Genomic DNA, 23,603 nt, shown 5'->3' on the forward strand with positions numbered 1-23,603 from the left:
GGAAAGGTTGCGACGTGCTTCTCAAAGATGAAGTCGGAATGCTGCAGCGAATACCCCTGTTCTCCGGCGTCGAGCCGGCGAAGCTCAAACTTCTCGCCTTCACTTCAGACCGCGTCAGCTATGGTCCGGGACAGATCCTCTTCAAACAGGGCGATGAGGGCGACGCCGCCTATGTCATCCTGTCGGGCACAGCGGATATTCTGGTCGACTCGGAAAGCGGCCAGATCAAGGTCGCCGAGGCCGAGCCCAACTCCATCGTCGGCGAAATCGCCATTTTGTGTGATGTCTCGCGGACAGCAACGGTGCGGGCGAGCGGACCTCTCGAGGTCCTGCGCATCCGCAAGGATCATTTCCTGCGGCTCCTCAGGGAATTCCCTGAGATAACGATCGAGATATTGCGTGCCTTGGCCGACCGGCTGAGCCACACGACGGCGGAACTGATCGATGCCAGGAGCGGCAGAGATTAGGGCGATCACGATCCATCATAGCAAAGGGGCAGGATGAACGACGATACGTTGCTGGTGAAGTTCTGGGGGGTGCGCGGCAGCGTTCCGGTATCAGGGCCCGAATTCCTGCATTATGGCGGCAATACCGCAAGCATCGAATTGCAGTGCGGTGGACATAGGCTTTTCCTCGATGCGGGCTCCGGGCTACGCCCGGCCGGTGAGATTTTGCGGGCTGGTGGCGTCACCGATATCGACCTGTTCTTCACCCACTGTCATTACGACCATATCATCGGCTTTCCCTTTTTCATGCCGATCCACGACAAGGACGCCCGGATCAACGTATGGTCGGGGCACCTTGCCGGACGGATGACGACGCAGGAGATGCTGACCGAATTCATGCTTCCGCCCTGGTTTCCGGCAAAGCTCGATGTCTGCAAAGCCAATATCACCTGCAACGACTTCATCTCGGGCGACGTGCTTCAGCCGCGCGAGGGCATCACGATACGCACCGGCAGCCTCAATCATCCCGGCGGCTGCATCGGCTATCGGATCGAGTGGGGCGGACGGGCCATCGCCCTGATCAGCGATACCGAGCACGAACCGGGCAAGCTGGATCCGGCGGTTCTCAAACTGATCGAAGACGCCGACCTCGTCATCTATGACTGCACGTATCTCGAAGCCGAAATGGAGCGGAAACGCGGTTATGGGCATTCCACCTGGCAACAGGGGGTGAAGCTTTGCGAGGCGGCCGGCGCCCGCGGCCTGGCCATGTTCCATCATGATCCCAGGCGCACCGATGAGGAGCTCAAAGCCATCGAGCAGCAGGCAAAAGAGGCTTTTGCGGGCGCCTTCGCCGCGCGCGACGGGCAGGAACTGAAATTTTCCCGCCGCTAAGGCCTGGGCAGTCCAGCCAGTATTTCACGCGGAGAGCGCCAGCGAACCCCGTTGCGGGACGTCACCTCGAACAGGCGCTCCATGAAAGAACACACCGCCTCATCATGCACCAGATGATGGGTCAGCAGGCCAACGGGATCCCCCCCGGCGAAAGCCCGTTTCAATTGAGCGACGATCTCCCCGACCAACACCGCATGATCGCGGCAGCCGCGCGTGCCGTGCCAGTCCATCACGTCGATATTGCTATTGACCAGGCGGATCGGCGCGGGTTTCGGCGGTCCGAACACGGAAAGCGCCTCAAAGCCCAGCCGGCCGAGCTCCGGGACCAGACCGATATCGATCCTGTTCCATGGCGGCACCAGCATGGGAATGACACGCGCTCCATGGAGCTTCGTGATCACGCCCAGCCCCCGCGCCAGCTCTTCCAGGACGACATCACGCGGGCGATGCGGCCCCAGCTCCTGCTTCTTCTCGCTTCCAGACGCGTGGTTTTCATGCGCCCAGCCGTGAACGGCAACCAGGGCATGTTGCGCTCGGGCGAGCCTCGCTGCCAGTGCTTCCCCGGTGAAGGCGGGGACGACCGCCAATGTCACGGGCACGGCATAGTCCCCTGTCAGGTCGAGCAGCCGATCCAGCGCCGCAGTCGGTTCAGCCGCATCGTCGTCCCGCAGCCAGAAGTCGGCCACGCGCCCGGCATCGCTCCAGCGATCAAGCTCGTCATGCAGCAATTGCCAACCGCCGATCATAGCGCGGGGACCTTCGGCAGCATGGCGAAAAGGCGGGCGGCAGCGGCTTCGAGAGACCGTTCGCCATGCACGAAACGCCGGGCTGCATCGGACATCGTTTGCCGCTCCCGCTCGTTCATCAGCAGCCTTTCGATGGCGGAGGCAAAAGCTCCTATATCATCCGGCAGGGTCAGCAATCCGGTCCGCCCGTCGACCACCACTTCCGGCACACCGGCGACATGCTGCGCCACGACCGGCAGGCCGGCGGCCTGGGCTTCGAGATAGGCCAGCCCATAGGCTTCACCGCAGCCTGGCCAGACATAGATGCCCCCGCCCGCCAGGATATCCGCCACGGCGGCTGGCTCCACACGGCCATGCCACTCGATCCTTTCCCGCGGGAAACCGGCGAACAGCGCGGTCACTTCGGCCCGCACAGGCCCATCACCAACCACGGACAGGCTCCAGGAAAGATGGCGGAGCCTGTCGAGGGCGCCGGCGAGCATTCGGTAGCTTTCGAACTTGTCGCCGGACCGCATCATCGCGGTGCAGACGAGACGCGAAGGATCGGCACCCGGCTTTTCGGGAAATCCTGATGCGTCGATGAAGGGCGGCAGCAGGCCGAGGAAGGCGTCAGGCACGGCATCGGCAAGCCCGTCGCGGTCCCTTCGGGTGAAGCAGATATTGAGCGCCGCCTGACTGACCGATCGGGCCACGGATGCCTGCGTCTTCGCCCATAGCCCCTCGTCGCGCCGCCTGGAATAGGAGGCTTCCGCCGTCACATAGGGGATGCCGAACGCAGCCGCCATGCCAGGCCCGAGCAGGTCCGGCGCCTTGTAATAGGGATGATAGGTGAACCAGAGATCCGGCGCGCCCTCGCGCTTCCAGAGCGCCGTGAGTCTTGCGGCCTCTCCGGCGGCTTCGGCTTCAATGGCGGCGAACCGATGCTGATCGGGATCACGCTGATAGGTCGAAAGCGCCGATGCCAGTTCGACGCCATGTCCGCCCTGCTTCAATGCCCTCATCAACAGTCGTGCCATCTGGCGGTCGCCTGAGGGCACCGGGTGGGCGGGCGATTTCATGGGCGCGTGGAAAGCAATTCGCATTGTCGGGAGTCTATCGTCAGGCAATCGACGCAAGTCAAGCGCATGCAGCATTCCCTGATCCGCAATCAATCGCAATGTGCTAATTATAAAGGATGAAACAGCCAGTCGCGCCTGAATCGTTCATCGATACGTTGCCCGTCTTCCGGGAGTTCGGAAATGTGGCCGATATCGGCAATTACCAGCCGCTCCCGCCCGGCTGGGCACTGGCGCTGGCCGACATCGTCGATTCGACCGGCGCCGTCGCGGCCGGCCACTACAAATCCGTCAATATGGCGGGCGCCAGCGTCATTTCCGCCCTGCTCAATGCGCTCGACCGGCGCGACCTTCCCTTCGTGTTCGGCGGCGACGGCGCGCAAGTGGTGGTGCCGCCCTCCGCCATCAGTGTCGCCCGCGATACGCTGGCCGCCGTCCAGACCTGGGTCGCGGAAGAACTTGATATGACCATGCGCGCCGCGCTGGTGCCAGTCGAAGACATCCGCGCCGAAGGCCTGGACGTGCTGATCGCCCGGTTCCAGCCTTCAGCGGACGTGTCCTACGCCATGTTTGCCGGCGGCGGCGGCAGTTGGGCGGAAGCCCGGATGAAGGCCGGCCGCTATCGGATCGAACCGGCCCAGGCGGGAACGAGACCGGACCTGACCGGCCTTTCATGCCGCTGGAACCCGATCGACGCCACGCTCGGTGAAATCGTCTCCATCATCGCCGTGCCGGGCCCGGCGCACGACGCACACGCCTTTCAGGATCTCGTCTCCGATCTGATCTCCCTGACCGGCCAGCAACAGCGCGGCGGCCATCCCCTGCCGGCGGAAGGGCCGGAGTTCGGCGTTTCTTCGCAGGGACTGGATGCGGAAGCCCGCGCGAACGCGCCCGCCGGCCGGCGGTGGATTTCCAAGCTGTGGATATCGGCGCTCATGTTCAGCACCATTGTCGCCGACAAGCTCGGCTGGAAGATCGGCGGCTTCGATCCAAGAGCCTATCGGCGCGAGGTGGCCAGGAACTCGGATTTCCGCAAATTCGACGACGGGCTCAAGATGACCATCGATGTTGGACCGGCGGTGCTGCGTCAGATCGAGGACCGGCTGCAAGAGGCCGAGCGCGCCGGCATCTGCAATTACGGGCTGCACCGACAAAATTCGGCGCTGATGACCTGCATCGTCGCCTCGCCCATGCAGCGCGATCATGTCCATTTCATCGATGGGGCAATGGGCGGCTATGCCGTGGCAATGACGAACCTGAAGGCGAAACTCACCTGAAAGGACATTGCTTCGGCACGCCCGGCGATGACTTGCGGGTGGTGGGCTTCCACCGCAGGCATAATTCCGGGCGGCTTGCTGGTTTCTTCGGCCTTGGCAAAATATGACTGACCTGCCACGGAACTTTCATCCAGCTGTGGTTAGAGCCTCGGCGGTTTTGAACCGCCCCAGGTTTTTGGACCAGCGGATGATCTGAACCCTTCAAACTGGACCATTTTTGGTTAGAGTTTTCCGGTGATTTTCCTGGCTGGGAAAGGAATGGAAGACGATGAAGGCATCGCAGTTTTCGGATGCTCAAAAGGCATTCATTCTGAAGCAGGGTGACGAAGGGGTATCGGTTGCGGAGATCTGTCGTAAGGCGGGGATCAGTCAGGCGACCTGGAAGACGATGAAGGCATCGCAGTTTTCGGATGCTCAAAAGGCATTCATTCTGAAGCAGGGTGACGAAGGGGTATCGGTTGCGGAGATCTGTCGTAAGGCGGGGATCAGTCAGGCGACCTATTTCAACTGGAAGAAAAAGTACGCCGGGCTCTTGCCGCCTGAGATGAAGAAGCTGAAGCAACTTGAGGATGAGAATTCGCGATTGAAGAAGATCGTCGCGGATCTGACGTTGGACCGCGAGATGCTGCAGGATGTTATCCGGCGAAAGCTCTAAGGCCTGCTCGGAAGCGAGAGGTGGTGAAGGGCATGTGCCGCGATTGGATGATTTCGATCCGGCGCGCCTGTGGAGCGTTGAACTTCGATCGGTCGACCTACCGCTACACCTCTCGCCGTCCCGATCAGGCCGGTCTGGAACGTCGTATTCGTGAGATCTGCGAGACCCGTGTGCGTTACGGCTATCGTCGCGTGCATGTGCTGCTGGAACGCGAGGGTTGGGGCACCAACATCAAGCGAACCTATCGCATTTACAGAGATTTAGGCCTGCAGTTGCGCAACAAGACGCCGAAGCGCAGGGTCAGGGCGAAGCTTCGGGAAGATCGTCAGACAGCTGTCGGCCCGAACGATGTGTGGGCGATGGACTTCGTGCACGACCAGCTCGCCACCGGCAAGAAACTGCGGGTGCTGACGGTGGTCGGGCGAAGCTTCGGGAAGATCGTCAGACAGCTGTCGGCCCGAACGATGTGTGGGCGATGGACTTCGTGCACGACCAGCTCGCCACCGGCAAGAAACTGCGGGTGCTGACGGTGGTCGACACCTTCTCGCGCTATGTACCGGTGCTTGATCCGCGGCACAGCTATCGGGGTGAAGATGTCGTGGAAACCTTGGAACGGGTATGCCGGCAGGTCGGCTATCCGAAGACAATCAGGGTGGATCAGGGCACGGAATTCGTGTCCCGCGATCTGGATCTTTGGGCTTATGCCAAGGGTGTCACGTTGGACTTCTCGCGTCCCGGAAAACCCACGGACAACGCCTTCATCGAGGCGTTCAATGGCCGCTTCCGGGCGGAGTGCCTGAACCAGCATTGGTTCCTGACCCTTGCGGATGCCCGCGAAAAGATGGAGAATTGGCGTAGAGACTATAACGAGGTTCGGCCACATGGTGCGATCGGCAACAAGGTGCCGATCTCGCTGATGAAATCGGGAGGCGCAACCAGCCCGCCTCCCTGAAGGGAAGCCGGACAACTCCAGCCTCCGCTGGTCCAGAACGTGGGGGCGGTTCCCAGCCAGGAAAATCCACCGGAAAACTCTAACCATAACTGGTCCAGTTTGAAGGGGGCAGATCACCGGCAATATCGGATGAAGCGGTTCGCGCGGGGCATCGGATACGGGCTTTCGCCAACTGGCCTGCCTGCGCCCGATCGTCTGAGCCGCTGATATCCGCCAGGCACACCCCTATAGGCAAGCGCGCCATCCGAGCGATCGGGGCCGGCCACCTCGGCGGAACCGAGCCCATCGGAGATCACAAGGCGGCCGGGTCCGAGCAAGTCACGAACGGAACGCCGTAGAGCCCGACATTCCGATCCTGCGAAACGAAATGCGCTCCCTCCACCACGGCCTGTGCCATGAGCAGATGATCGAAGGGATCACGGTGATGAAGCGGAAGAGTAGCAAGAGTGACAAGATGCGCATCCGTGATATCCAGCCGATCGAATCCCTGATCCGGCAAGATCGCAAGAATCTCGTCTATATCGGCCTCGAGTTTGCCAATCCGCAGCTTCACGGTGATTTCCCAAAGGGAGACAGCACTGACGAGGACGTCGTTCTCAGCATCGCCGATAAGACCACGCGCATGGCGACCGAGTTTTTCGTCGTCGTTCAGCCACCACAACAAGGCATGCGTATCGAGGAGTAACCTCACGCCTCGTCTTCCATGGAGGTTAGGACGTCTGCCGGCAGGCTGTCGAAGTCTTCGGCAACTTTGATCTTCCCGCGCAACGCGCCGGGCTTGCGAACGACAGTGTCCTTTGACGGCGGCCCGATTTCCGCGACGACCTTATGATGGGAGGTGAGAACAAACCGCTGTCCATCCTCGACCTGTTTGAGGAAGGACGTCAGGTTGCCGCGAAACTCCCGCACGCCGACACGGCGGGGAGATGGTGTCTGTGGCCGGGACTGAGGCATGGCGGGCTCCGTTTGAATGGGAAATGTGTACACAATTCCTCCAAAATGCAAGGGGTTCCTCGGCGAGATGAGAATGGCGCCATCTCCTTTGAGTTCCCAGACATTGATGCCGAGCCGACGGGCCTTGTCGCGAAGGTTGTCGGTGATGCCGGAACCGGGGAAGACGATGACGCCTGATGGCATAACCGCCAGTATCTCATCGTTGCGCCGGAATGGGGCGGCTTTGGCGTGCTTGTTCCAGTCGGGTTTGAAGGCGATCTGGGTAACCTTGCGGGCCTCGGCCCAGCAGGCGGCAATACGTTCGGCACCTTTGGGAGAGCCGCCGTGCAGCAGGATCATATCCGCGTGCTTGGCATTCCGGAACGTATCGGAATCGGTTTATCGATCCTGTTGTTCGGGGTCCCAGCGCTACTGCTGTGGGCGGTAACGATCCGGCTCATGCCTCTATTGGTGAAAGGCGGGTGGGCACCGCAAACCGCGTGGTGGTTCCTTGCTGGTTTTCTGGTCCTCGGCCCGCTGCTGGTCGCAGCGTTGGTCAGCACCTGGGCGGCCCCGCTGGCGCCTTCTTTTGCCGGAATTCTGGATCATCTGCGAGTACGCCGCATCGCTCCGGCCGACTGGACGCTGGGGGGCTATGTCTTCGTCTTCATGAGTGGCGCCACCCAGTTGAGCGGCGATTTCACGCAGCGTCAGGTCCGGGTTCGATGAATGAATGCCGGCGACCAACGTCATCAAGCGATCCTCAGGCTGACGGGGAGGAGACTTGCGCAGCAAAGTCGGATCGGCCATGTGCTCCGCTACCAGCCACTTCACGGCGCGGCGAAGACGTTCCGGCGTCCAGTCGAGGCCTCGCTGCTTGAGCACGCGGGCGATATCGTCCCACGTGTGATCTGGTCGCATGCGCCGCACGGTGGGAAACCATTGGTTGACGGTGGTCTGGATGCGATCGCCGTAGGCCGCTTTTTGCGCTGCAGTCATCCTGGCCAACGCTTCAGGGCGTTTTTCCCGGATACCGGGGTTGCCCGGCAGTCGGCCCTTCGCTTTTGCGGCCCTGATACCGGCCTTCGTTCGCTCCGAGATCAGCGCGCGCTCGAGCTGGGCCACGGCGCCAAGGACCTGTAACGAAAACATTCCCTGCGGCGTGGCCGTATCGATGGGATCGTGCAGTGAGCGAAAATGTGCTTTTTTCGCAGTTAAATCCTCGATTACTTCAAGCAGATGGCCAACGGACCGCGCCAGACGGTCGAGCCGCACGACAACGAGCGTGTCGCCGGCGCTTATCTCTCGAAGCAATTTGGAAAGTGCAGGGCGCGCTCGCGAGGCGCCTGAGCCGTGCTCCTGAGGTGGCTGAAGAACTTCGCGCTGTTGTTCGTATGCCTTGCGAACGTCGTAAGCTAGGCCGAGAAACATGCCCTCCTTGTCTGTCACGAGCGGGGAACGTTCATTGACGTCATGAACGACCTCATGCAACCAGCGCAGAGACGTGCAATCGCCAATCAGAAGAATGCCGGCATGATTTTTCAGCACGTGATAGGAAAGCAAGCAGGTTCACCCTTTATGGCCATTATCGGCATATCAACTGCAACTGAAATGCACCTCACTCGACCCATGGATCGATGAGTTCGATACCAAAGCCTTCGAAATCCTTGGTGTTGCGTGTCGCAAGAGCGAGGTCGTGGGCAATCGCGGTGGCTGCGATCAAGCCATCCATTGATGACATACCTCGGCCGCTCCGCTTTGCATCGCCCATCAAATCACCCCACGCCAGAGCAACACGTTCGTCCACCGGAACGACGCGGTGCTCGAAACGTTGTGGCAGATCCCGGGCGAGCCACTCGACCAGTGCATCGCGCTTTCGTCCGTTGTCCATGAGGGCAACACCGCGACGAATTTCCGCAATCGACACAACACTGATAAAGGAGCGGTCCTCGTCGAGTCCATCCAACCATTCGAGAACGCGGCCCTCGGGACGCGGCTTTGTCACTTCTGACAGAACATTGGTGTCGAGCAGGAGTCTCACAGCGACAGATCACGTGGTTCGTCGCGTTGACGCTCGAGGTCGAGACCGGCGCCGCGTAGTGGCGACTCCATCAGAAACTCAGCGAGCGTACCTTTGCGCGCGGTCTTCCGCTGCCATTCTTCGGCAGAGACGACAACGACGCTAGGCTTGCCGTTTCGGGTGATCGTCTGCGGCGTGGATTGCGCGCGGTCAATGACTTCTGAGAGTTTCGCCTTCGCGTTGGCAACGGTCCAGCTTCTCTCGTCGTGTGGTGATGGCTGCATTGTACATCTCCTGACCATCATGACTATAGTGACTATATAATCCGCTGGCGAATAAGTGACAAGGGGCTGCGAAGAGGGGAGGGGAGCTACAGCCCTGCCGCCTTCGTCAAGTTGATGCGGAAACGATCGCGCCGGCGCTGGTAACGGCGGGTCATTTCAGCGGACGCATGGCCGAGCTGCTTCTGGACATAACGCTCATCGACTTCGGCCGACGAGGCAAGGCCGGCGCGCAATGAATGACCGGAAAACTTCAGGTCCCGCTCGATCTCCGGAAGATCCCTACGTATGTTTGCGGCCATCGCCGTCTTTTTGACGAGGCGGGCGACCTCCTGGTCGGCGAGGCGGTCCGGTCCGACGTCTTTGCCCTGGCCGCGGACGCGGCGAAACAGCGGTCCCTTGGCAATCCGCGCGAATTTGATCCAGGTCTCGACCGCCGTCACCGGGCAGGTGCTATGGGACGAGCCGCGACCGATTTCGACCTCGCGCCAGCCGGTCTTGCCGCGCAGCGTCACCAGCAGGCCTTTGTCGAGGATCTCGATCCAGCCGCGGCCGTCTTCTGTCTGATCACGGCCAAGGTCGAGCCCGGTGATTTCCGAGCGGCGCAGGCCGCCGGCAAAGCCGAGAAGCAGCATGGCCCGGTCACGCATACCGCGCAACGTGCCGCGGGGAAACGTCTCCAGCATGGCGATCAGATCTTCCGGCAGGATTGCCTCCTTCTGCCGGGGCGGCGCGGCATGGGTGTTGCGGATGCCGGCGATCACGGTGGCAATATGGCGGTCCTTGCGGTCGAGCGGCTGGCCGCGCTGTCTGTAGTTCCAGGATAACGCCGACAGGCGGCGTTCGATGGTGGCGACAGATGCCTTGGACGCTTCATTGGCGCCGGAGGCGAGCGCCGTGATGTAAAGTCCGACCGTCTGGGGATCGGGCGGCAGTACATCCAGGCCCTGACGGCGGCACCAGCTGGTAAAGTGCTTCCAGTCGGCGGCGTAAGCGCGGCGGGTGTTGGCGGAACTGGCGGCCTCGACATAATCGCGGGCCCGATCCGCCAGAGGCTCGAGATGGGCCGGCAGGGCAGGGGGATCGGTCGCAATATTCCCCATATCCCGCACGATATCGACGATGTCCGGCAGGTCGTCGGAATGGGTCATCGGCCGGCTCGCGGCGTTCGAACCAACAGCCCGGCATTGCCGATCCCCAGCACCATCCAAACGATATAGGCTGCGCTCAGCCAGATCATCAAGAGCTGCAGCGCCGGGCGCAGGAATTCCTCGATCGCGATGGGCGACAGGCCCACCGCCACGCGGATGAGCTCGGTGGCCAGGATGCCGGCAAGGCCGCCCGTAACGAGGGCGGCAGCGGCTGTGATCACCCCGGCGACGAGGTACTTGCACCCTGCGGCGCAGAATTGAAGACGGGGCACCAGAGCGAAGAGCGCGGAGAGGATCAGGAACACCGACAGGGAGCGCGTGTCGAGGGTTGTGTAGGGGGTGAGGAAATCCATGACGAACCGGACAGCGCCGTCGATCGGCCTGCAGGAGCGGCCGATGACGCCAAGGCCGAGGCTGACGGTGAACAAAGCGCCGGCGAAAAGCCCGTAGAACCTGCCGTCCTGCGCGGTTGCCGCCTGCCAGGCATGCCCTTTGTTGCGCCGTTGGACTGGCATGCATTCTCCTTCGTTTGTCTTCGGCTGGCCGACGAGATCCCACTCGTTCTGCTGGCGGTCCGGCCTCGTCCTTTTCTGGACGCTACGCGGTGATTTGCGCTCTTTTCCAAGTGAATCACAAAACGAACGATAATTATTGGCAGCGCGAACCGTGCTGCAGTTCATTTTAAGTTACGCTCCAGTTCGTCGCGGCGGGTTGGGCCCGTTACGCTGGCATACATGCCCGACGTTCTGAAATCGCTCGGGCTGGTGCCGTAGAGCCGCCGGAAGACCTTGGAAAAATAGTTGGGGTCCTCGAAGCCGCAAAGCGCGGAGACCTCCTTGACCGGCATGTCCGCAGTCTTGGTCAACAGCTTGGCGGCGCGCCGCAGGCGTTTCTGCAGAACGAATTCAGCCGGCGGAAGGCCCTCGCTGGCGGCGAAGATGCGGGAGAAGTGGGCCCGACTGAAACCCGCCACCTCTGCAAGCTCATCAACGGAAAGCCGTTGGTCGAGATGGGCTTCGATATGGCTCAGCACATGCTGCAAGGCCCGGTATTCCTGGGCGAATGTGGGGTGCGATCCGAATACATCATCATAAAGCACCATGGCAGCCTCGTAGGCGATGGCGGATGCCGCGCCCGGCGTTTCCCCGTCATGCATCAGCCTGTGGCAGCAATGGGCCAGCTGGTCGACTGTCTTCTCCTGCAAGCGCAGCAGAGGCCCGGTAATGGCCAGGATGGACCGATGGATGCGGAGCGCCTCTTCGCCATTCATCGAGATCCAGAAGAATTCCCACCGCTCCCCCTGGTCGAGCCAGTAGCGATGGTAATGGGGGATCAGCAGAAGAAGGGTCTCTCCCGGGCGGACAACAGTCGTACGGTTCTCGTAGCGCAAGTTCCCTTGCCCGCCGATGCAATGCTGAAGCACCGTGAAGGGCGCCAGCCCGCGTTTTCTTCCGTCCCAGTCGTAACCGCTGCCGTCACGGATTTCATAGCCGCAGCTCGTCGGCATGGTGTGAAGGGTCTGCCGTCCGCGGGGCAGGGATACGGTGCGCATCGCAGGACCTGCATCAACGAGATCCTGAAGCACAAAATTACCCATGAAAGCATAATCCTTCTCTATCACCAGCTGCGAATATACGCATAATCCGGTTCGGAGGAGAAGTTGAAGGGACAGTCGTGTCTCGGACGCGTGACGCAAGGCCCATGTTTTACGGGCATATTGCCCAGCGATCGAAGGCCAGTCAGCAACACGCGGCGTTCCTGCGCTTCAATGCTTCAATCGCTAGGAGGATGCGAGGGATGAGTTTCAAAATCGCTATCATCGGTGCCGGCAGTGTCGGCTTCACCAAGAAGCTCTTCACCGACATCCTGTGCGTCGCGGAGTTCCAGGACGTCGAGTTCGCCCTGACGGATATCAGCGAACGCAATCTCGGCATGATCCGCGACATCCTGGAACGGGTGGTCGAGGCGAACGGCCTTCCAGCCAGGATAACCGCCACCACGGATCGCCGCCGGGCGCTCGAAGGGGCCCGCTATGTGATCTCCTGCGTGCGGGTCGGCGGCCTGGAGGCCTATCAGGACGATATCGCCATTCCGCTGAAATACGGAATCGATCAGTGCGTCGGGGATACCATCTGCGCAGGCGGGATTCTCTATGGCCAACGCAACATCCCCGTAATCCTGGACTTCTGCAAGGACATCCGCGAGGTCGCCGAGACCAACGCGAAATTCCTGAATTACGCAAATCCGATGGCGATGAACACCTGGGCGGCCATCGAATACGGCAAGGTGGACACTATCGGCCTGTGCCATGGCGTGCAGCATGGGGCGGAGCAGATCGCGGAGGTCTTGGGCGCTAAATCGGTTCGCGAGCTCGATTATGTTTGCGCGGGCATCAATCATCAGACCTGGTTCGTGGATTTGCGCCTCAACGGCCGGAAAATCGGCAAGGACGAGCTGGTCGCGGCGTTCGAGGCGCACCCGGTCTATTCACAGCAGGAGAAGCTGCGTATCGACGTGCTCAAGCGGTTCGGCGTCTATTCCACGGAAAGCAACGGCCATCTGTCCGAATACCTGCCCTGGTATCGCAAACGTCCCGATGAGATCACGCGCTGGATCGATATGTCCGACTGGATTCATGGCGAAACGGGCGGTTATCTGCGCCACTCCACCGAAACCCGCAACTGGTTTGAGACCGAATTCCCACAGTTTCTCGAATCCGCAGGCAAGCCTATCGATCCCGGCAGGCGGTCCAACGAGCACGCGAGCCATATTCTTGAGGCGCTGGAGACCGGACGGGTCTATCGCGGGCATTTCAACGTCAAGAACAACGGCGTTATCACCAATCTGCCTGGTGATGCCATCATTGAGTCACCCGGTTTCGTGGATCGTTTCGGCATCAACATGGTCTCCGGCATCACCTTGCCGGAAGCCTGTGCCGCCACCTGCATGGCTTCCATCAATGTCCAGCGCATGTCCGTACATGCCGCGATCTCGGGTGACATCGAGCTTCTCAAGCTCGCCGTCCTGCATGATCCGCTGGTCGGCGCCGTCGCAACGCCCGAGGAGGTCTGGCAGATGGTCGATGAGATGGTGGTGGCTCAGGCCCGCTGGCTGCCGCAATATGCCTATGCGGTTCCGGCGGCGCGGGAGCGCCTGTCGAATGCCAGGGTGAAGACGCGCGAATGGTCCGGCGCGGCACGGCGCGGCGTCCGTTCCATCGAGGAACTGCGGGCGGAGAAGTCTGCTCTCAGACAAGCAGTTTGAGGAAACTGCCAGAAGAGGCCGCGGGGAGGGGAGTTTCCGTAGTCTGGATAAGTGGAGGCGCGGCGCGCAGGAAATGCGGGCTCGAAGGGAGGAATAGGACGATGCGACATCAGCGGAGAATGCGCAGTAGTGCGGCGCTCACCGTCGGCATATCGATGTTGGCCATGAACGCCAATGCTTTTGAAACCGGCACGCCACCAGAGCCGCCACCGTTTCCGGCCGAGGCCAAGATCACCTATGTGGCGCGCGATTCCATTCTCGAGTTCAAGGCGCTGCCTGCCTATAGCGAGCCGGACTGGGTCACGGAGAAATTCGTGAAAGCTAGCAAGTTGCCGCCGTTGGAGGAGCGTCTGCCCGAGGAACCGCTGGTCTATAAGACCGGCAATATGCCGGACGGTCTTGGCGTCTACGGCGACACGATGCGTCATGTGGTCGGCGGACGTCCCGAGGGCTGGAACTACATGGCGGGGCAGAGCCAGGGGTGGGGCGGTCTCGACATTGCGCTATCCGAATGCCTGACGCGCACAGCGCCGCTGTTCCAGGTCAATGCGCAGGATACCGAGCCGCTGCCCAATCTCGCCAGAAGCTGGGAGTGGTCGAAGGACGGTCATAAACTGACCATGCACCTCGTGAAGGGGGCGAATTGGTCTGACGGCCAGCCCTTCACTGCCGATGACGTCATGTTCTACTGGGAAGACGCGGTTCTCGATCCGAACGTCTCGCCGCTTGGCGGGGGCGCATCGCCGGAAGCCTTCGGCGAAGGCACGACTCTCAAGAAGGTTGACGACCATACGGTCGAGTGGACCTTCAAGGACGCCTTCCCGAAGCAGTATCTCTATACGATGGCCTATCCAAATTTCTGCCCCGGACCGGCTCATCTCTTGAAGCCGAAGCATCCGAAATATTCCGGCAATACCTATGACCAGTTCAGAAACGCCTTTCCGCCGGAATTTATGAATATGCCGGTGATGGGCGCCTGGGTGCCGGTGGAATACCGCCCCGACGATATCATCGTCCTACGGCGCAATCCCTATTACTGGAAAGTGGACGAGAAGGGACAGCAGCTACCCTATCTCAATGAGGTCCACTACAAGCTCTCGACTTGGGCGGACCGCGACCTTCAGGCGGTGGCGGGATCTGGCGACATCTCCAACCTCGAGCAGCCTGAAAACTTCGTCGCATCGCTGAAACGGGCGGCTGATCCCAATGCACCGGCCCGGCTCGCCTTCGGGCCCCGCCTGATCGGCTACAATCTCTTGATGAATTTCTCCGCCAATGGCTGGGGCAGTCCGGATGAGCGCGGACAGGCCATTCGCGAACTCAACCGTAACCCGGAGTTCCGCAAGGCGATCACGTCGGCGATCGATCGCAAGGCGGTCGGCGACAGTCTGGTGAAGGGCCCCTTCACGGCTATCTATCCAGGCGGGCTTTCTTCCGGCACCAGCTTCTATGATCGGGCGTCGACGGTCTATTATCCGTATGATCTGGAAGGTGCCAAAGCGGCGCTGAAAGCACTCGGGCTCACCGACACGGACAATGACGGTTTCGTCAACTTCCCTAAGGGAACCGCCGGCGGCAAGAATGTCGAAGTGGTGCTCCTGGTCAATAATGGCTACGCGACGGAAAAGAGCCTGGCGGAGGGCCTCGTTGGCCAGATGGCGAAGCTCGGCATCCGCGTCGTCGTCAACGCGCTCGACTCCAACCAGCGGGATGCCACGCATTATTCGGGCCGCTTCGACTGGGCGGTATTCCGCAACAGGACGGAACTATCCTCCGTCGTCCAGAACACCGAGCAACTGGCGCCGATCGGCCCGCGGACCAGCTGGAACCATCGCGCGCCCGAGGGCAAGGAACTCGACACCATGCCCTTCGAGGCGCGGATGGCCGATCTGGTCCGGCGCTTCATTGCCTCGCAGGATAATGCCGAGCGTGCGGACCTGATGAAGCAATATCAGAAGATCTATACGGAAAACCTCTATACGATAGGGCTGACGGAATATCCGGGTGCCCTGATCATCAACAAGCGCTTCTCCAACGTCCCGCCCGGCACACCGATCTACATGTTCAACTGGGCGGAAGACGCGATCATCCGCGAGCGTCTGTGGGTCGCCTCCGACCGCCAGGGCAGGTACGAGCTCTACCCGGAGCAGCTTCCCGGCAAGCCCGGCGATGATGGCGCGATCAATTAGCTCCCCCTCCCGAGCAACGCTACCGGCCGCGCGTGAAGCGCGGCCGGACGGAATGATCCGACGGTCGCCGATGCCGGCCATCCAAGCGCAGAGGCAAGAGAATGCCTAGATTTCTCCTGATGCGGATCAGTTCGGCCATACCTGTGCTCTTGATCCTGAGCGTGGTGACATTCGCGATCATTCAGGCGCCGCCTGGCGATTATGCCGATTACATCCGTTCGCAATTGATGAACCAGGGAGGTGCATCCTACGAGCAGGCCGAGGCTCAGGCCCAGGCCTATCGCGTTGAACATGGGCTGGATAAGCCGATGATCGTCCAGTACCTGAACTGGATCAGCGGCATCATCACCCGTGGCGATTTCGGCTACAGCTTCTACTACAACAAGCCGGTGGCCGAGGTGGTCGGAGAGCGCCTGCCACGCACATTGGCGCTCGCGCTCGTTTGCCACATCCTGGCATCGCTGTTGGGGATCGCCTTTGGCATCTGGGCTGCCACACGCCAATATTCGTGGGTTGATAACCTCTTATCCGCCATCTCCTTCCTGGGCATGACGATCCCGCGCTTCCTCATGGCGCTGATCCTCGTCTACCTGATGGTGTTCCACTACGATATCTCGCAGATCGGCAGCTTCTTCTCGCCGCAATATGGGGGGGCGCCGTGGTCCTGGGCAAAATTTGTCGATCTGGTCCAGCATGTCTGGCCTGTGGTCGCCATCGCCGTCTTCGGTGGGCTCGCCTACAACATGCGCGTCATGCGCGGCAATCTGCTCGATACGCTGAACGCGCAATATATCGAAACCGCCCGGGCAAAAGGGCTCTCCGAGGGCGCCGTCATCATGCGCCATGCGGTACCCAACGCGGTGCATCCCCTGGTCATGTATCAGGGCGTCGTGCTGCCCTACATGCTGAGCGGGGAGATCGAGACGGCCATCATCTTCGCCCTTCCGACGGTCGGACCGGCGATCGTCGGCTCCATGGCGGTCGGCGACGTCTATGTCACCGCCACCTTCATGATGGTGCTCGCGGCGACGCTCGTGATCGGCAACATCATCGCCGACATGCTGCTCGCCCTGTTGGATCCCCGGGTCCGCGAAACGGGGAGCGCGTGAGATGGTGGTATTGAACGAAACGCGGACGGATACGGCTGTAACCGGCAGGCTTGGCGCCGCAACCTTCAACGAGAGTTACGGCGCCTTGGTCTGGCGCCGCTTCAGGCGGTCATTTACCGGCATGATGGGTCTCGTTCTCGTTATTCTGCTGGCGCTGACGGCGATCTTCGCGGATTTCGTCGCCCCGATGAGCCCGATGGAAACCGACGTAAGTTTTTCGCCACCGCAGGCCATCAGCTTCCGCGAGAAGGATGGCGGCTTCAGCATCCGTCCCCGCGTCTATCCCATAGCCGAGACGCAGGAACTGGATCCTGTCACCTTCCAGCCTGTTGTCGGGCCTGATTACGACAATCCGCTCTATCTGGGTCTTTTCGTCAAGGGCGCGGAATATCGCCTCTTCGGTCTTCTTCCGATGGACCGGCATCTTTTCGGGTCGACTGACGGCCGGCCTGTGCATTTTCTCGGGACCGACAAGTTCGGCCGGGACGTGCTGTCGCGCGCCATCCATGGCTCACGCATATCGCTGGCAATCGCACTGAGTGTGGTTGCGATCGTCACCGTGATTGGCACGAGTGTCGGCCTGATTTCCGGCTATTTCGGCGGCGCCGCCGATATATGGATCCAGCGCTTCGTGGAAATCGTGCTCGCCTTTCCGCAATTGCCGCTCTACCTCGCGCTCACGTCGCTGATACCGGTGACGGCGCCCACGCACGTGTTCCTGACGTTCGTGGTCGTCGTGATGTCTGCGCTCGGCTGGGCGCAGATGTCACGCGAGGTGCGCGGCAAGACGCTGGCATTGGCGCGGATCGAGTATGTCCGCGCGGCGATCGCCGTCGGCGCCACGGACCGCCGCATCATCTTCCAGCATATCCTGCCGAATGTGATGAGCCATGTCATCGTCGCGGTAACCCTGCAAATCCCCACGGTGATATTGCTGGAATCGTTCCTTGGTTTTCTGGGCTTCGCCGTCAAGCCGCCGCTCATCTCATGGGGGCTGATGCTGCAGGATACGGCGACCTATTCCGTCATCGGCTCCTATCCCTGGATCCTGACGCCGGTCGCCTTCGTGCTCGTCGCGGTCTTTGCCTTCAACGCCTTGGGTGACGGCCTGCGCGATGCCGTCGATCCTTACTGAGGAGGATGCGTCCATGACCCTCCAAGCGATCACCTCATTCGCCCCGCCAGAAAGGCTCGATAACAGCGAACGCCCGGGAAGGCCGCTGATCGATGCCCGCAACATCGCCGTCAGCTTCAAAGTGGAGCAGGGGATGGTGGAGGCCGTGAAGGATATCTCCTTCCAGCTCTACCGGGGGGAGACGATCGCCATTGTCGGAGAGTCGGGCTCCGGAAAATCCGTCACCGCGCGCACGGTCATGGGGCTTTTATCGAAGCGCGCCACCATCGCGTCTCAGGCCCGGATTGAATTCGATGGCGCCGATATCTTGAAGTTCTCACCGCGATCGAGGAGGGCGCTTCGCGGCAACCGCATTTCGATGATCTTCCAGGAACCGATGAGTTCGCTCAATCCGCTCTATACCGTCGGTAGCCAGATCGTGGAAGCGATCCGGGTCCATTCCAGGATGAGCCGGAAGGCGGCTGGGTTGCGCGCGCTCGAACTCTTACGCCAGGTGCAGATTCCGGAGCCGGAGGCGCGGCTGAACCAGTATCCGCATCAGCTTTCCGGTGGCCAGCGGCAGCGCGTCATGATCGCGATGGCGCTCTCCAACGATCCGGATGTGTTGATCGCCGACGAGCCGACGACGGCGCTTGATGTGACCGTTCAGGCGCAGATCCTCAACTTGATCCGCCGCCTGCAGCGGGAAAGGGGAATGGCGGTCGTCCTGATCACCCACGACCTGACCATCGTGCGCAAGTTCGCCGATTACGTCTATGTCATGCAGCATGGGGAAATGCGCGAGCACAACACCACCGCGCGGATATTCGAAGAGCCGCAACATCCCTATACCAGGAAACTGCTCGGATCGGAGCCGCACGGCGCGGCCCCTCCGCTTGATCCAAGGGCAGAGCCGCTTCTGACTGCCGCCGGCGTGCGCGTAAGTTTCATGATGCGCCATGGCGGGTTCTTTAGACCGGACTTGAGGGAGCTGGTGGCAGTGGACAGCCTCGGATTGACGCTTCGCCGCCATGAAACGCTGGGCTTGGTGGGCGAATCCGGCTCCGGCAAAACCACCTTCGGTCAATCGCTGTTGCGGCTCAATGAGCCGACGCAGGGCAAGATCCGTTTCGACGGGGAACGCATCGATGGCCGCTCACGCGCCGAAATGCGTCCTCTCCGGTCCCGGATGCAAATCGTCTTCCAGGATCCGTTTGCCTCGCTCAACCCACGCATGACCATCGGCCAGATCATCGAAGAGGGCCTGATCGTAAACGGCCTCGGCGCGACCAGGCGCGATAGGATCGACAGGGTTCGTGACGCGCTGGAGGCGGCGGGCATGCCTGATAACATTCTCTCGCGCTTTCCGCACGAGTTCTCCGGTGGCCAGCGCCAGCGTATCGCCATTGCCCGGGCCGTGGCGCTGGAACCGGAATTCATCCTGCTTGATGAGCCGACATCAGCCCTCGACCTGTCCGTTCAAGCGCAGATCATCGAGCTTCTGCGCAAATTGCAGGACGATCGGGGTCTCAGCTACCTCTTCATTTCCCATGATTTGAAGGTGGTGCGGGCGCTGTGCCACCGCGTCATCGTCATGCAGCACGGACGTATCATCGAGGAGGGACCCGTGGGCGATGTGCTGTCCCATCCGAAGACGGAATACACGCAGCGGCTCGTCAGGGCTGCTTTTGAAATCGCCTGATTGCCAGAGGAACGACATGACAACACATCCCAAAATTGCATTCATCGGCGCCGGTTCGACGGTGTTCATGAAGAACATCATCGGAGACGTCTTGCAGCGGCCGGCCCTGTCCGGAGCGATGATCGCGCTGATGGATATCAACCCGCAGCGTCTCGAGGAAAGCGCCGTCGTCGTCAACAAACTCATCTCGACGCTTGGCGTGAAGGCCAGGGCGGAAACCTATACGGACCAGAAGAAGGCGCTTGCCGATGCGGACTTCGTCGTCGTTGCCTTCCAGATCGGCGGCTTTGAGCCCTGCACGGTTACGGATTTCGAAGTGCCGAAAAAATATGGCCTGCGCCAGACCATCGCCGATACGCTTGGCGTGGGAGGCATCATGCGCGGCCTGCGTACGGTGCCCCATCTCTGGAAAATCTGCGAAGACATGCTGGCCGTATGCCCGAACGCGATCCTGCTACAATACGTCAATCCGATGGCGATCAACACCTGGGCAATCGCCGAGAAATATCCTTCTATCCGGCAGGTAGGGCTTTGCCACTCGGTGCAGGGCACGGCGATGGAACTCGCCCACGATCTGGATATTCCCTATGAGGAGATCCGCTACCGGTCCGCGGGCATCAATCACATGGCCTTCTTCCTGGAATTCGAACATCGCCAGCCGGATGGCAGTTACCGCAATCTCTATCCCGATCTCCTGCGGGCCTATCACGAAGGCCGTGTTCCGAAACCTGGCTGGAACCCGCGCTGCCCCAACAAGGTGCGTTATGAAATGATGAGGCGGCTCGGCTACTTCGTCACCGAGAGCTCGGAGCATTTCGCCGAATATACGCCCTATTTCATCAAGGAAGGCCGCGAGGATCTCATCGAGAAATTTGGCATTCCGCTGGACGAATATCCCAAGCGCTGCATCGAACAGATCGAGCACTGGAAGGACCAGGCAGCAAGCTATCGCTCGGCGGAGCGGATCGAAGTGAAGCAGTCGAAGGAATATGCCTCTTCGATCATGAATTCCGTCTGGACCGGCGAACCCTCGGTCATTTACGGCAATCAGCGCAACAATGGCTGCATCACCTCGCTTCCGGCAGCATGCGCTGCGGAAGTGCCGTGCCTGGTCGATCATAACGGCATCCAGCCGACGATCATCGGCGAATTACCGCCACAGCTGACGGCGCTGATGCGCACCAACATCAACGTGCAGGAACTGACGGTGCAGGCGCTGATGACGGAAAATCGCGAGCATATCTACCATGCCGCGATGATGGATCCGCACACATCAGCCGAGCTCGACCTGGACCAGATCTGGTCGCTGGTGGACGATCTGCTCGTCGCGCATCGCGAATGGCTGCCGGAATGGACGCAGAGCGTGCCCCGGACCGGGAAACAGAATCAGGCGGCATGACCGGAGGCGGCGGTATGCATCCTTACTGGGCTGCTTTTACGAGATGCTCCGCCACCTGTACTCAACGGTAAACCTGGCGGTATTCGTCACTATCCGGCAGAGATTGCGGTTCAATAGGTCGGGAAACCGGCCATCCACTTTGCCCGCCAGAGAAATATTGACAATGGCACTCATGTTATCTACCACCCCCTAGGTCATCCGCAACCCGCTTGTGCCGGGCAAGCAAAACGGGTTGGCTGTCATAGGGGGTTTATATGGAATCACGCTTCGGACTGACGACCGCCCTGGCTTTGATCATGAGCCAGGCTGCTGTCGCCCAGGATGCGATCGAACTGGAGCGCATTGACGTAAACACCGGTTCTTCGACCTCGACAATCGGCAAGCTGCCGGAAGACTATGCGGGAGGTCAGGTAGGGCGCGGCGGCCGTGTCGGATTGCTCGGCAACCGTGATTTCATGGATACGCCGTTCAATATCACGAGCTATACATCGCAGACGATCGAGAATCAGGGGGCGCAGACGGTCGCTGATGTCCTGGCTAACGATCCCTCTGTCAGAAGCACCCATGCATCCGGCGGCATGCTCGATTCCTTCTATATCAGGGGCTTTCCCTTGAATGAGGGGAATTTCGGCGAGATCGCTTTCGACGGCGTCTATGGTGTTGCCCCGACCTATCGCCTGTTCACCGATTATGCCGAGCGCGTCGAGGTGCTGAAAGGGCCGACGGCGCTGCTTTACGGTATTTCGCCCAACAGCAGCGTGGGCGGCACCGTCAATATTGTGCCGAAGCGCGCCGGGGATGTCGATCTCACGCGAGTGACCACCAGCTACATGTCCGGCCTCTATGGCGGCACGCATCTCGATCTCAGTCGCCGTTTTGGCGAGAATCGGGAGTTCGGCGTGCGCTTCAACGGCAGCTATCATGGCGGCGATACGCCGATCGACGACCAGACGCGCAAAGTTGCTGTCGGTTCCCTCGGTCTCGATTATGAGGGCGAGCGGCTCAGGGCCACGCTCGACATCATCGGGCAGCATGAGGAATTCGACGCGCCGCAGCGTCCGTTCTTCCCGACCGCTGGCATCGATGGCATTCCGGACGCGCCGGATGGCCGCCTCAACATTCAGGAGCCGTGGGAATGGTCGAAGAGCCAGGACTTCTCATGGCTGGGGCGGGTCGAATATGATCTGACCGACGATATTACATGGTTTGCTGCCATCGGCGGCGGCAATTCCCGCGTCAGGCGGCTGTTCGGCACCCCGACGCTCCTCAATTCCGCGGGCGACGTCAGCGTGACGCCGCAGAATTTCATCTTCGATGTCGACCGGACGACGGCGGAGACCGGCGTGCGCGCCAATTTCGACACGGGCGACATCGGCCATACCGTCACGTTGCAGGCCAGCGGCCTTCGCCAGCGCCTTTCACGCGGCTCCAACAATGGAACGCCTCAGTTCACTAATATCTACAATCCGTTTCCGCGGCCGGAGGAGGACGTGCCGGAACCCGATCACGTCCCCAAGGTTTCCGAGAACACCTTCTACGGCTTTGCGCTCTCCGACACGCTATCGATAATGGACGATCGTGTGCAGCTCACATTAGGCGGTCGCTATCAGCGTATCGACACGGAAAATTACAATCCCGCTTCGGGCGTCGTCACCACCTCTTCCGACGAGGATGCGTTCACGCCATTGGTTGGTGTCGTCGTCAAGCCGTGGGAGAACGTTTCCTTCTACGCCAACTATGTGGAGGGCCTCAGCGTCGGCGACAGCGCGCCGACCACGGCGGTCAACGCCGGAGAAACCCTTCCGCCTTATCGGTCCAGGCAATATGAGGTCGGCACCAAGGTCGATCTGGGGCGCGTGGCGATGACCTTCAGCGTATTCCAGATCGAAAAGCCCTTCGGTCAGCTTGAAACGCGTGGGAGCGATCTGGTCTTCGTCGAGGGCGGCGAACAGCGCAACCGCGGTGTCGAATTCAACATCTTCGGCGAAGTCACACCCGAGGTCCGACTGCTCGGCGGCGTCAGTTATATCCAGGCTGAATTGACGGAAACGAACGACGCCGCGACGCTTGGAAACGACCCGATCGGCGTGCCCTCGTGGCAGGTCAATCTGGGTGCGGAGTGGGATACGCCCTTCCTGCCCGGGCTGACGCTGGCCGGCAATGTCATTCACACCAGCAAGCAGTTCGTCAACACCGCCAACACGCTTGAAATCCCGTCCTGGACTCGGCTCGACCTTGGCGCGCGATATCGCACCGAGATCAACAAGCGGCCCGTCACCTTCCGGGCGGAGGTCGAGAATGTCTTTGATCTGGACTACTGGTCCGGTGTCGCGAGCTTCGGCACCCTGTCGCAAGGCGCGCCTTTGACCGTGAAGCTATCACTGACCACCGATTTCTAAGGAAGAAAGCGCCCGGA

The 23,603-nt window shown here is 60.8% G+C and carries 20 protein-coding genes and 3 pseudogenes; 12 read left to right on the forward strand and 11 right to left on the reverse strand.

Annotation, left to right across the window (positions count from 1 at the left end):
* Positions 1 to 14 precede the first annotated feature (14 nt).
* Both ATN84_RS24630 and ATN84_RS24635 read left to right on the forward strand, forming a co-directional pair.
* Positions 15 to 467 carry a cyclic nucleotide-binding domain-containing protein gene (locus ATN84_RS24630; RefSeq protein ID WP_068885153.1) on the forward strand — a complete coding sequence of 151 codons (453 nt, stop codon included), beginning with the start codon at positions 15 to 17 and terminating at the stop codon, positions 465 to 467.
* 33 nt (positions 468 to 500) lie between these two features.
* Positions 501 to 1,340, forward strand: coding sequence for an MBL fold metallo-hydrolase (locus tag ATN84_RS24635; RefSeq protein WP_068885154.1), 840 nt, complete (start codon positions 501 to 503; stop codon positions 1,338 to 1,340).
* Here the strand turns inward: ATN84_RS24635 and ATN84_RS24640 are convergent.
* Together ATN84_RS24640 and ATN84_RS24645 are read right to left on the reverse strand one after the other, a co-directional pair.
* A complete protein-coding gene (locus ATN84_RS24640; RefSeq protein ID WP_068885155.1) occupies positions 1,337 to 2,086 on the reverse strand; it encodes a polysaccharide deacetylase family protein in 750 nt (249 codons plus the stop codon). The genes ATN84_RS24635 and ATN84_RS24640 overlap by 4 nt on opposite strands.
* Positions 2,083 to 3,168 carry a glycosyltransferase family 4 protein gene (locus tag ATN84_RS24645; protein WP_068885156.1) on the reverse strand — a complete coding sequence of 362 codons (1,086 nt, stop codon included), beginning with the start codon at positions 3,166 to 3,168 and terminating at the stop codon, positions 2,083 to 2,085. Before ATN84_RS24645 ends, ATN84_RS24640 begins: the two co-directional genes overlap by 4 nt.
* A gap of 92 nt (positions 3,169 to 3,260) precedes the next feature.
* On the opposite strand from ATN84_RS24645, the gene ATN84_RS24650 reads away from it, so the two are divergent.
* The 3 genes and pseudogenes from ATN84_RS24650 to ATN84_RS28190 form a co-directional block, all read left to right on the forward strand.
* Positions 3,261 to 4,418, forward strand: coding sequence for a DUF3095 domain-containing protein (locus ATN84_RS24650; protein ID WP_068885157.1), 1,158 nt, complete (start codon positions 3,261 to 3,263; stop codon positions 4,416 to 4,418).
* Between the two features lie 268 nt (positions 4,419 to 4,686).
* A pseudogene (locus ATN84_RS28185) lies at positions 4,687 to 5,468 on the forward strand (transposase); the annotation flags it as partial.
* Positions 5,469 to 5,491: 23 nt separating this feature from the next.
* A pseudogene (locus tag ATN84_RS28190) lies at positions 5,492 to 6,025 on the forward strand (integrase core domain-containing protein); the annotation flags it as partial.
* A gap of 292 nt (positions 6,026 to 6,317) precedes the next feature.
* Here ATN84_RS28190 and ATN84_RS26475 read toward each other — a convergent pair.
* From ATN84_RS26475 to ATN84_RS24700, 9 genes and pseudogenes are all read right to left on the reverse strand, one after another.
* On the reverse strand, positions 6,318 to 6,716 hold the full coding sequence (locus tag ATN84_RS26475; RefSeq protein ID WP_082766484.1) for a type II toxin-antitoxin system VapC family toxin: 399 nt from the start codon (positions 6,714 to 6,716) through the stop codon (positions 6,318 to 6,320).
* Positions 6,713 to 6,979: a type II toxin-antitoxin system Phd/YefM family antitoxin gene (locus tag ATN84_RS24670; RefSeq protein ID WP_068885223.1), complete on the reverse strand. Its 267-nt coding sequence runs from the start codon at positions 6,977 to 6,979 to the stop codon at positions 6,713 to 6,715. The genes ATN84_RS26475 and ATN84_RS24670 overlap by 4 nt, the downstream gene beginning before the upstream one ends.
* A gap of 75 nt (positions 6,980 to 7,054) precedes the next feature.
* Positions 7,055 to 7,333 (reverse strand): annotated as a pseudogene (locus ATN84_RS26480) (DUF2493 domain-containing protein); the annotation flags it as partial.
* A gap of 90 nt (positions 7,334 to 7,423) precedes the next feature.
* The gene (locus ATN84_RS27955; protein WP_244491207.1) at positions 7,424 to 8,521 is read right to left on the reverse strand and encodes a recombinase family protein; all 1,098 of its coding nucleotides are present in this window, start codon (positions 8,519 to 8,521) and stop codon (positions 7,424 to 7,426) included.
* Positions 8,522 to 8,576: 55 nt separating this feature from the next.
* Positions 8,577 to 8,999: a type II toxin-antitoxin system VapC family toxin gene (locus tag ATN84_RS24680; protein ID WP_068885159.1), complete on the reverse strand. Its 423-nt coding sequence runs from the start codon at positions 8,997 to 8,999 to the stop codon at positions 8,577 to 8,579.
* Positions 8,996 to 9,262: a type II toxin-antitoxin system Phd/YefM family antitoxin gene (locus ATN84_RS24685; protein ID WP_068885160.1), complete on the reverse strand. Its 267-nt coding sequence runs from the start codon at positions 9,260 to 9,262 to the stop codon at positions 8,996 to 8,998. Before ATN84_RS24685 ends, ATN84_RS24680 begins: the two co-directional genes overlap by 4 nt.
* Before the next feature lie 86 nt (positions 9,263 to 9,348).
* A complete protein-coding gene (locus ATN84_RS24690) occupies positions 9,349 to 10,410 on the reverse strand; it encodes a tyrosine-type recombinase/integrase (RefSeq protein ID WP_082766485.1) in 1,062 nt (353 codons plus the stop codon).
* A complete protein-coding gene (locus ATN84_RS24695) occupies positions 10,407 to 10,925 on the reverse strand; it encodes a hypothetical protein (protein WP_068885162.1) in 519 nt (172 codons plus the stop codon). Before ATN84_RS24695 ends, ATN84_RS24690 begins: the two co-directional genes overlap by 4 nt.
* A gap of 161 nt (positions 10,926 to 11,086) precedes the next feature.
* Positions 11,087 to 12,007, reverse strand: coding sequence for an AraC family transcriptional regulator (locus ATN84_RS24700; protein WP_068885163.1), 921 nt, complete (start codon positions 12,005 to 12,007; stop codon positions 11,087 to 11,089).
* A gap of 200 nt (positions 12,008 to 12,207) precedes the next feature.
* Here ATN84_RS24700 and melA (ATN84_RS24705) point away from each other — a divergent pair, with 200 nt between their 5' ends.
* The 7 genes from melA (ATN84_RS24705) (at position 12,208) to ATN84_RS24735 (ending at position 23,586) form a co-directional block, all read left to right on the forward strand.
* Positions 12,208 to 13,674 carry an alpha-glucosidase/alpha-galactosidase gene (gene melA, locus ATN84_RS24705; RefSeq protein ID WP_068885164.1) on the forward strand — a complete coding sequence of 489 codons (1,467 nt, stop codon included), beginning with the start codon at positions 12,208 to 12,210 and terminating at the stop codon, positions 13,672 to 13,674.
* Between the two features lie 101 nt (positions 13,675 to 13,775).
* Positions 13,776 to 15,863: an ABC transporter substrate-binding protein gene (locus ATN84_RS24710; RefSeq protein ID WP_068885165.1), complete on the forward strand. Its 2,088-nt coding sequence runs from the start codon at positions 13,776 to 13,778 to the stop codon at positions 15,861 to 15,863.
* A 101-nt stretch (positions 15,864 to 15,964) separates the two neighbouring features.
* A complete protein-coding gene (locus ATN84_RS24715; protein WP_068885166.1) occupies positions 15,965 to 16,972 on the forward strand; it encodes an ABC transporter permease in 1,008 nt (335 codons plus the stop codon).
* A gap of 1 nt (position 16,973) precedes the next feature.
* Positions 16,974 to 18,107, forward strand: coding sequence for an ABC transporter permease (locus ATN84_RS24720; RefSeq protein WP_068885167.1), 1,134 nt, complete (start codon positions 16,974 to 16,976; stop codon positions 18,105 to 18,107).
* Between the two features lie 13 nt (positions 18,108 to 18,120).
* On the forward strand, positions 18,121 to 19,788 hold the full coding sequence (locus ATN84_RS24725) for an ABC transporter ATP-binding protein (protein ID WP_068885168.1): 1,668 nt from the start codon (positions 18,121 to 18,123) through the stop codon (positions 19,786 to 19,788).
* Positions 19,789 to 19,804: 16 nt separating this feature from the next.
* Positions 19,805 to 21,187 carry an alpha-glucosidase/alpha-galactosidase gene (melA, locus tag ATN84_RS24730; protein WP_068885169.1) on the forward strand — a complete coding sequence of 461 codons (1,383 nt, stop codon included), beginning with the start codon at positions 19,805 to 19,807 and terminating at the stop codon, positions 21,185 to 21,187.
* A 254-nt stretch (positions 21,188 to 21,441) separates the two neighbouring features.
* Positions 21,442 to 23,586: a TonB-dependent receptor gene (locus ATN84_RS24735; protein ID WP_068885170.1), complete on the forward strand. Its 2,145-nt coding sequence runs from the start codon at positions 21,442 to 21,444 to the stop codon at positions 23,584 to 23,586.
* The last annotated feature ends 17 nt before the right edge of the window (positions 23,587 to 23,603 follow it).

Origin of the sequence: Paramesorhizobium deserti (genome assembly GCF_001558695.1) — a bacterium.
GTDB classification, from domain to species: Bacteria; Pseudomonadota; Alphaproteobacteria; order Rhizobiales; family Rhizobiaceae; genus Paramesorhizobium; species Paramesorhizobium deserti.

Bases quoted from the DNA above. Each gene is read 5' to 3' on its own strand.
- ATN84_RS24635 (WP_068885154.1), top strand. From the start codon at position 501: ATGAACGACGATACGTTGCTGGTGAAGTTCTGGGGGGTGCGCGGCAGC.
- ATN84_RS24640 (WP_068885155.1), bottom strand. From the start codon at position 2,086: ATGATCGGCGGTTGGCAATTGCTGCATGACGAGCTTGATCGCTGGAGC.
- ATN84_RS24645 (WP_068885156.1), bottom strand. From the start codon at position 3,168: ATGCGAATTGCTTTCCACGCGCCCATGAAATCGCCCGCCCACCCGGTG.
- ATN84_RS24650 (WP_068885157.1), top strand. From the start codon at position 3,261: ATGAAACAGCCAGTCGCGCCTGAATCGTTCATCGATACGTTGCCCGTC.
- ATN84_RS24670 (WP_068885223.1), bottom strand. From the start codon at position 6,979: ATGCCTCAGTCCCGGCCACAGACACCATCTCCCCGCCGTGTCGGCGTG.
- ATN84_RS24685 (WP_068885160.1), bottom strand. From the start codon at position 9,262: ATGCAGCCATCACCACACGACGAGAGAAGCTGGACCGTTGCCAACGCG.
- ATN84_RS24690 (WP_082766485.1), bottom strand. From the start codon at position 10,410: ATGACCCATTCCGACGACCTGCCGGACATCGTCGATATCGTGCGGGAT.
- ATN84_RS24695 (WP_068885162.1), bottom strand. From the start codon at position 10,925: ATGCCAGTCCAACGGCGCAACAAAGGGCATGCCTGGCAGGCGGCAACC.
- ATN84_RS24700 (WP_068885163.1), bottom strand. From the start codon at position 12,007: ATGGGTAATTTTGTGCTTCAGGATCTCGTTGATGCAGGTCCTGCGATG.
- melA (WP_068885164.1), top strand. From the start codon at position 12,208: ATGAGTTTCAAAATCGCTATCATCGGTGCCGGCAGTGTCGGCTTCACC.
- ATN84_RS24710 (WP_068885165.1), top strand. From the start codon at position 13,776: ATGCGACATCAGCGGAGAATGCGCAGTAGTGCGGCGCTCACCGTCGGC.
- ATN84_RS24715 (WP_068885166.1), top strand. From the start codon at position 15,965: ATGCCTAGATTTCTCCTGATGCGGATCAGTTCGGCCATACCTGTGCTC.
- ATN84_RS24720 (WP_068885167.1), top strand. From the start codon at position 16,974: ATGGTGGTATTGAACGAAACGCGGACGGATACGGCTGTAACCGGCAGG.
- ATN84_RS24725 (WP_068885168.1), top strand. From the start codon at position 18,121: ATGACCCTCCAAGCGATCACCTCATTCGCCCCGCCAGAAAGGCTCGAT.
- melA (WP_068885169.1), top strand. From the start codon at position 19,805: ATGACAACACATCCCAAAATTGCATTCATCGGCGCCGGTTCGACGGTG.
- ATN84_RS24735 (WP_068885170.1), top strand. From the start codon at position 21,442: ATGGAATCACGCTTCGGACTGACGACCGCCCTGGCTTTGATCATGAGC.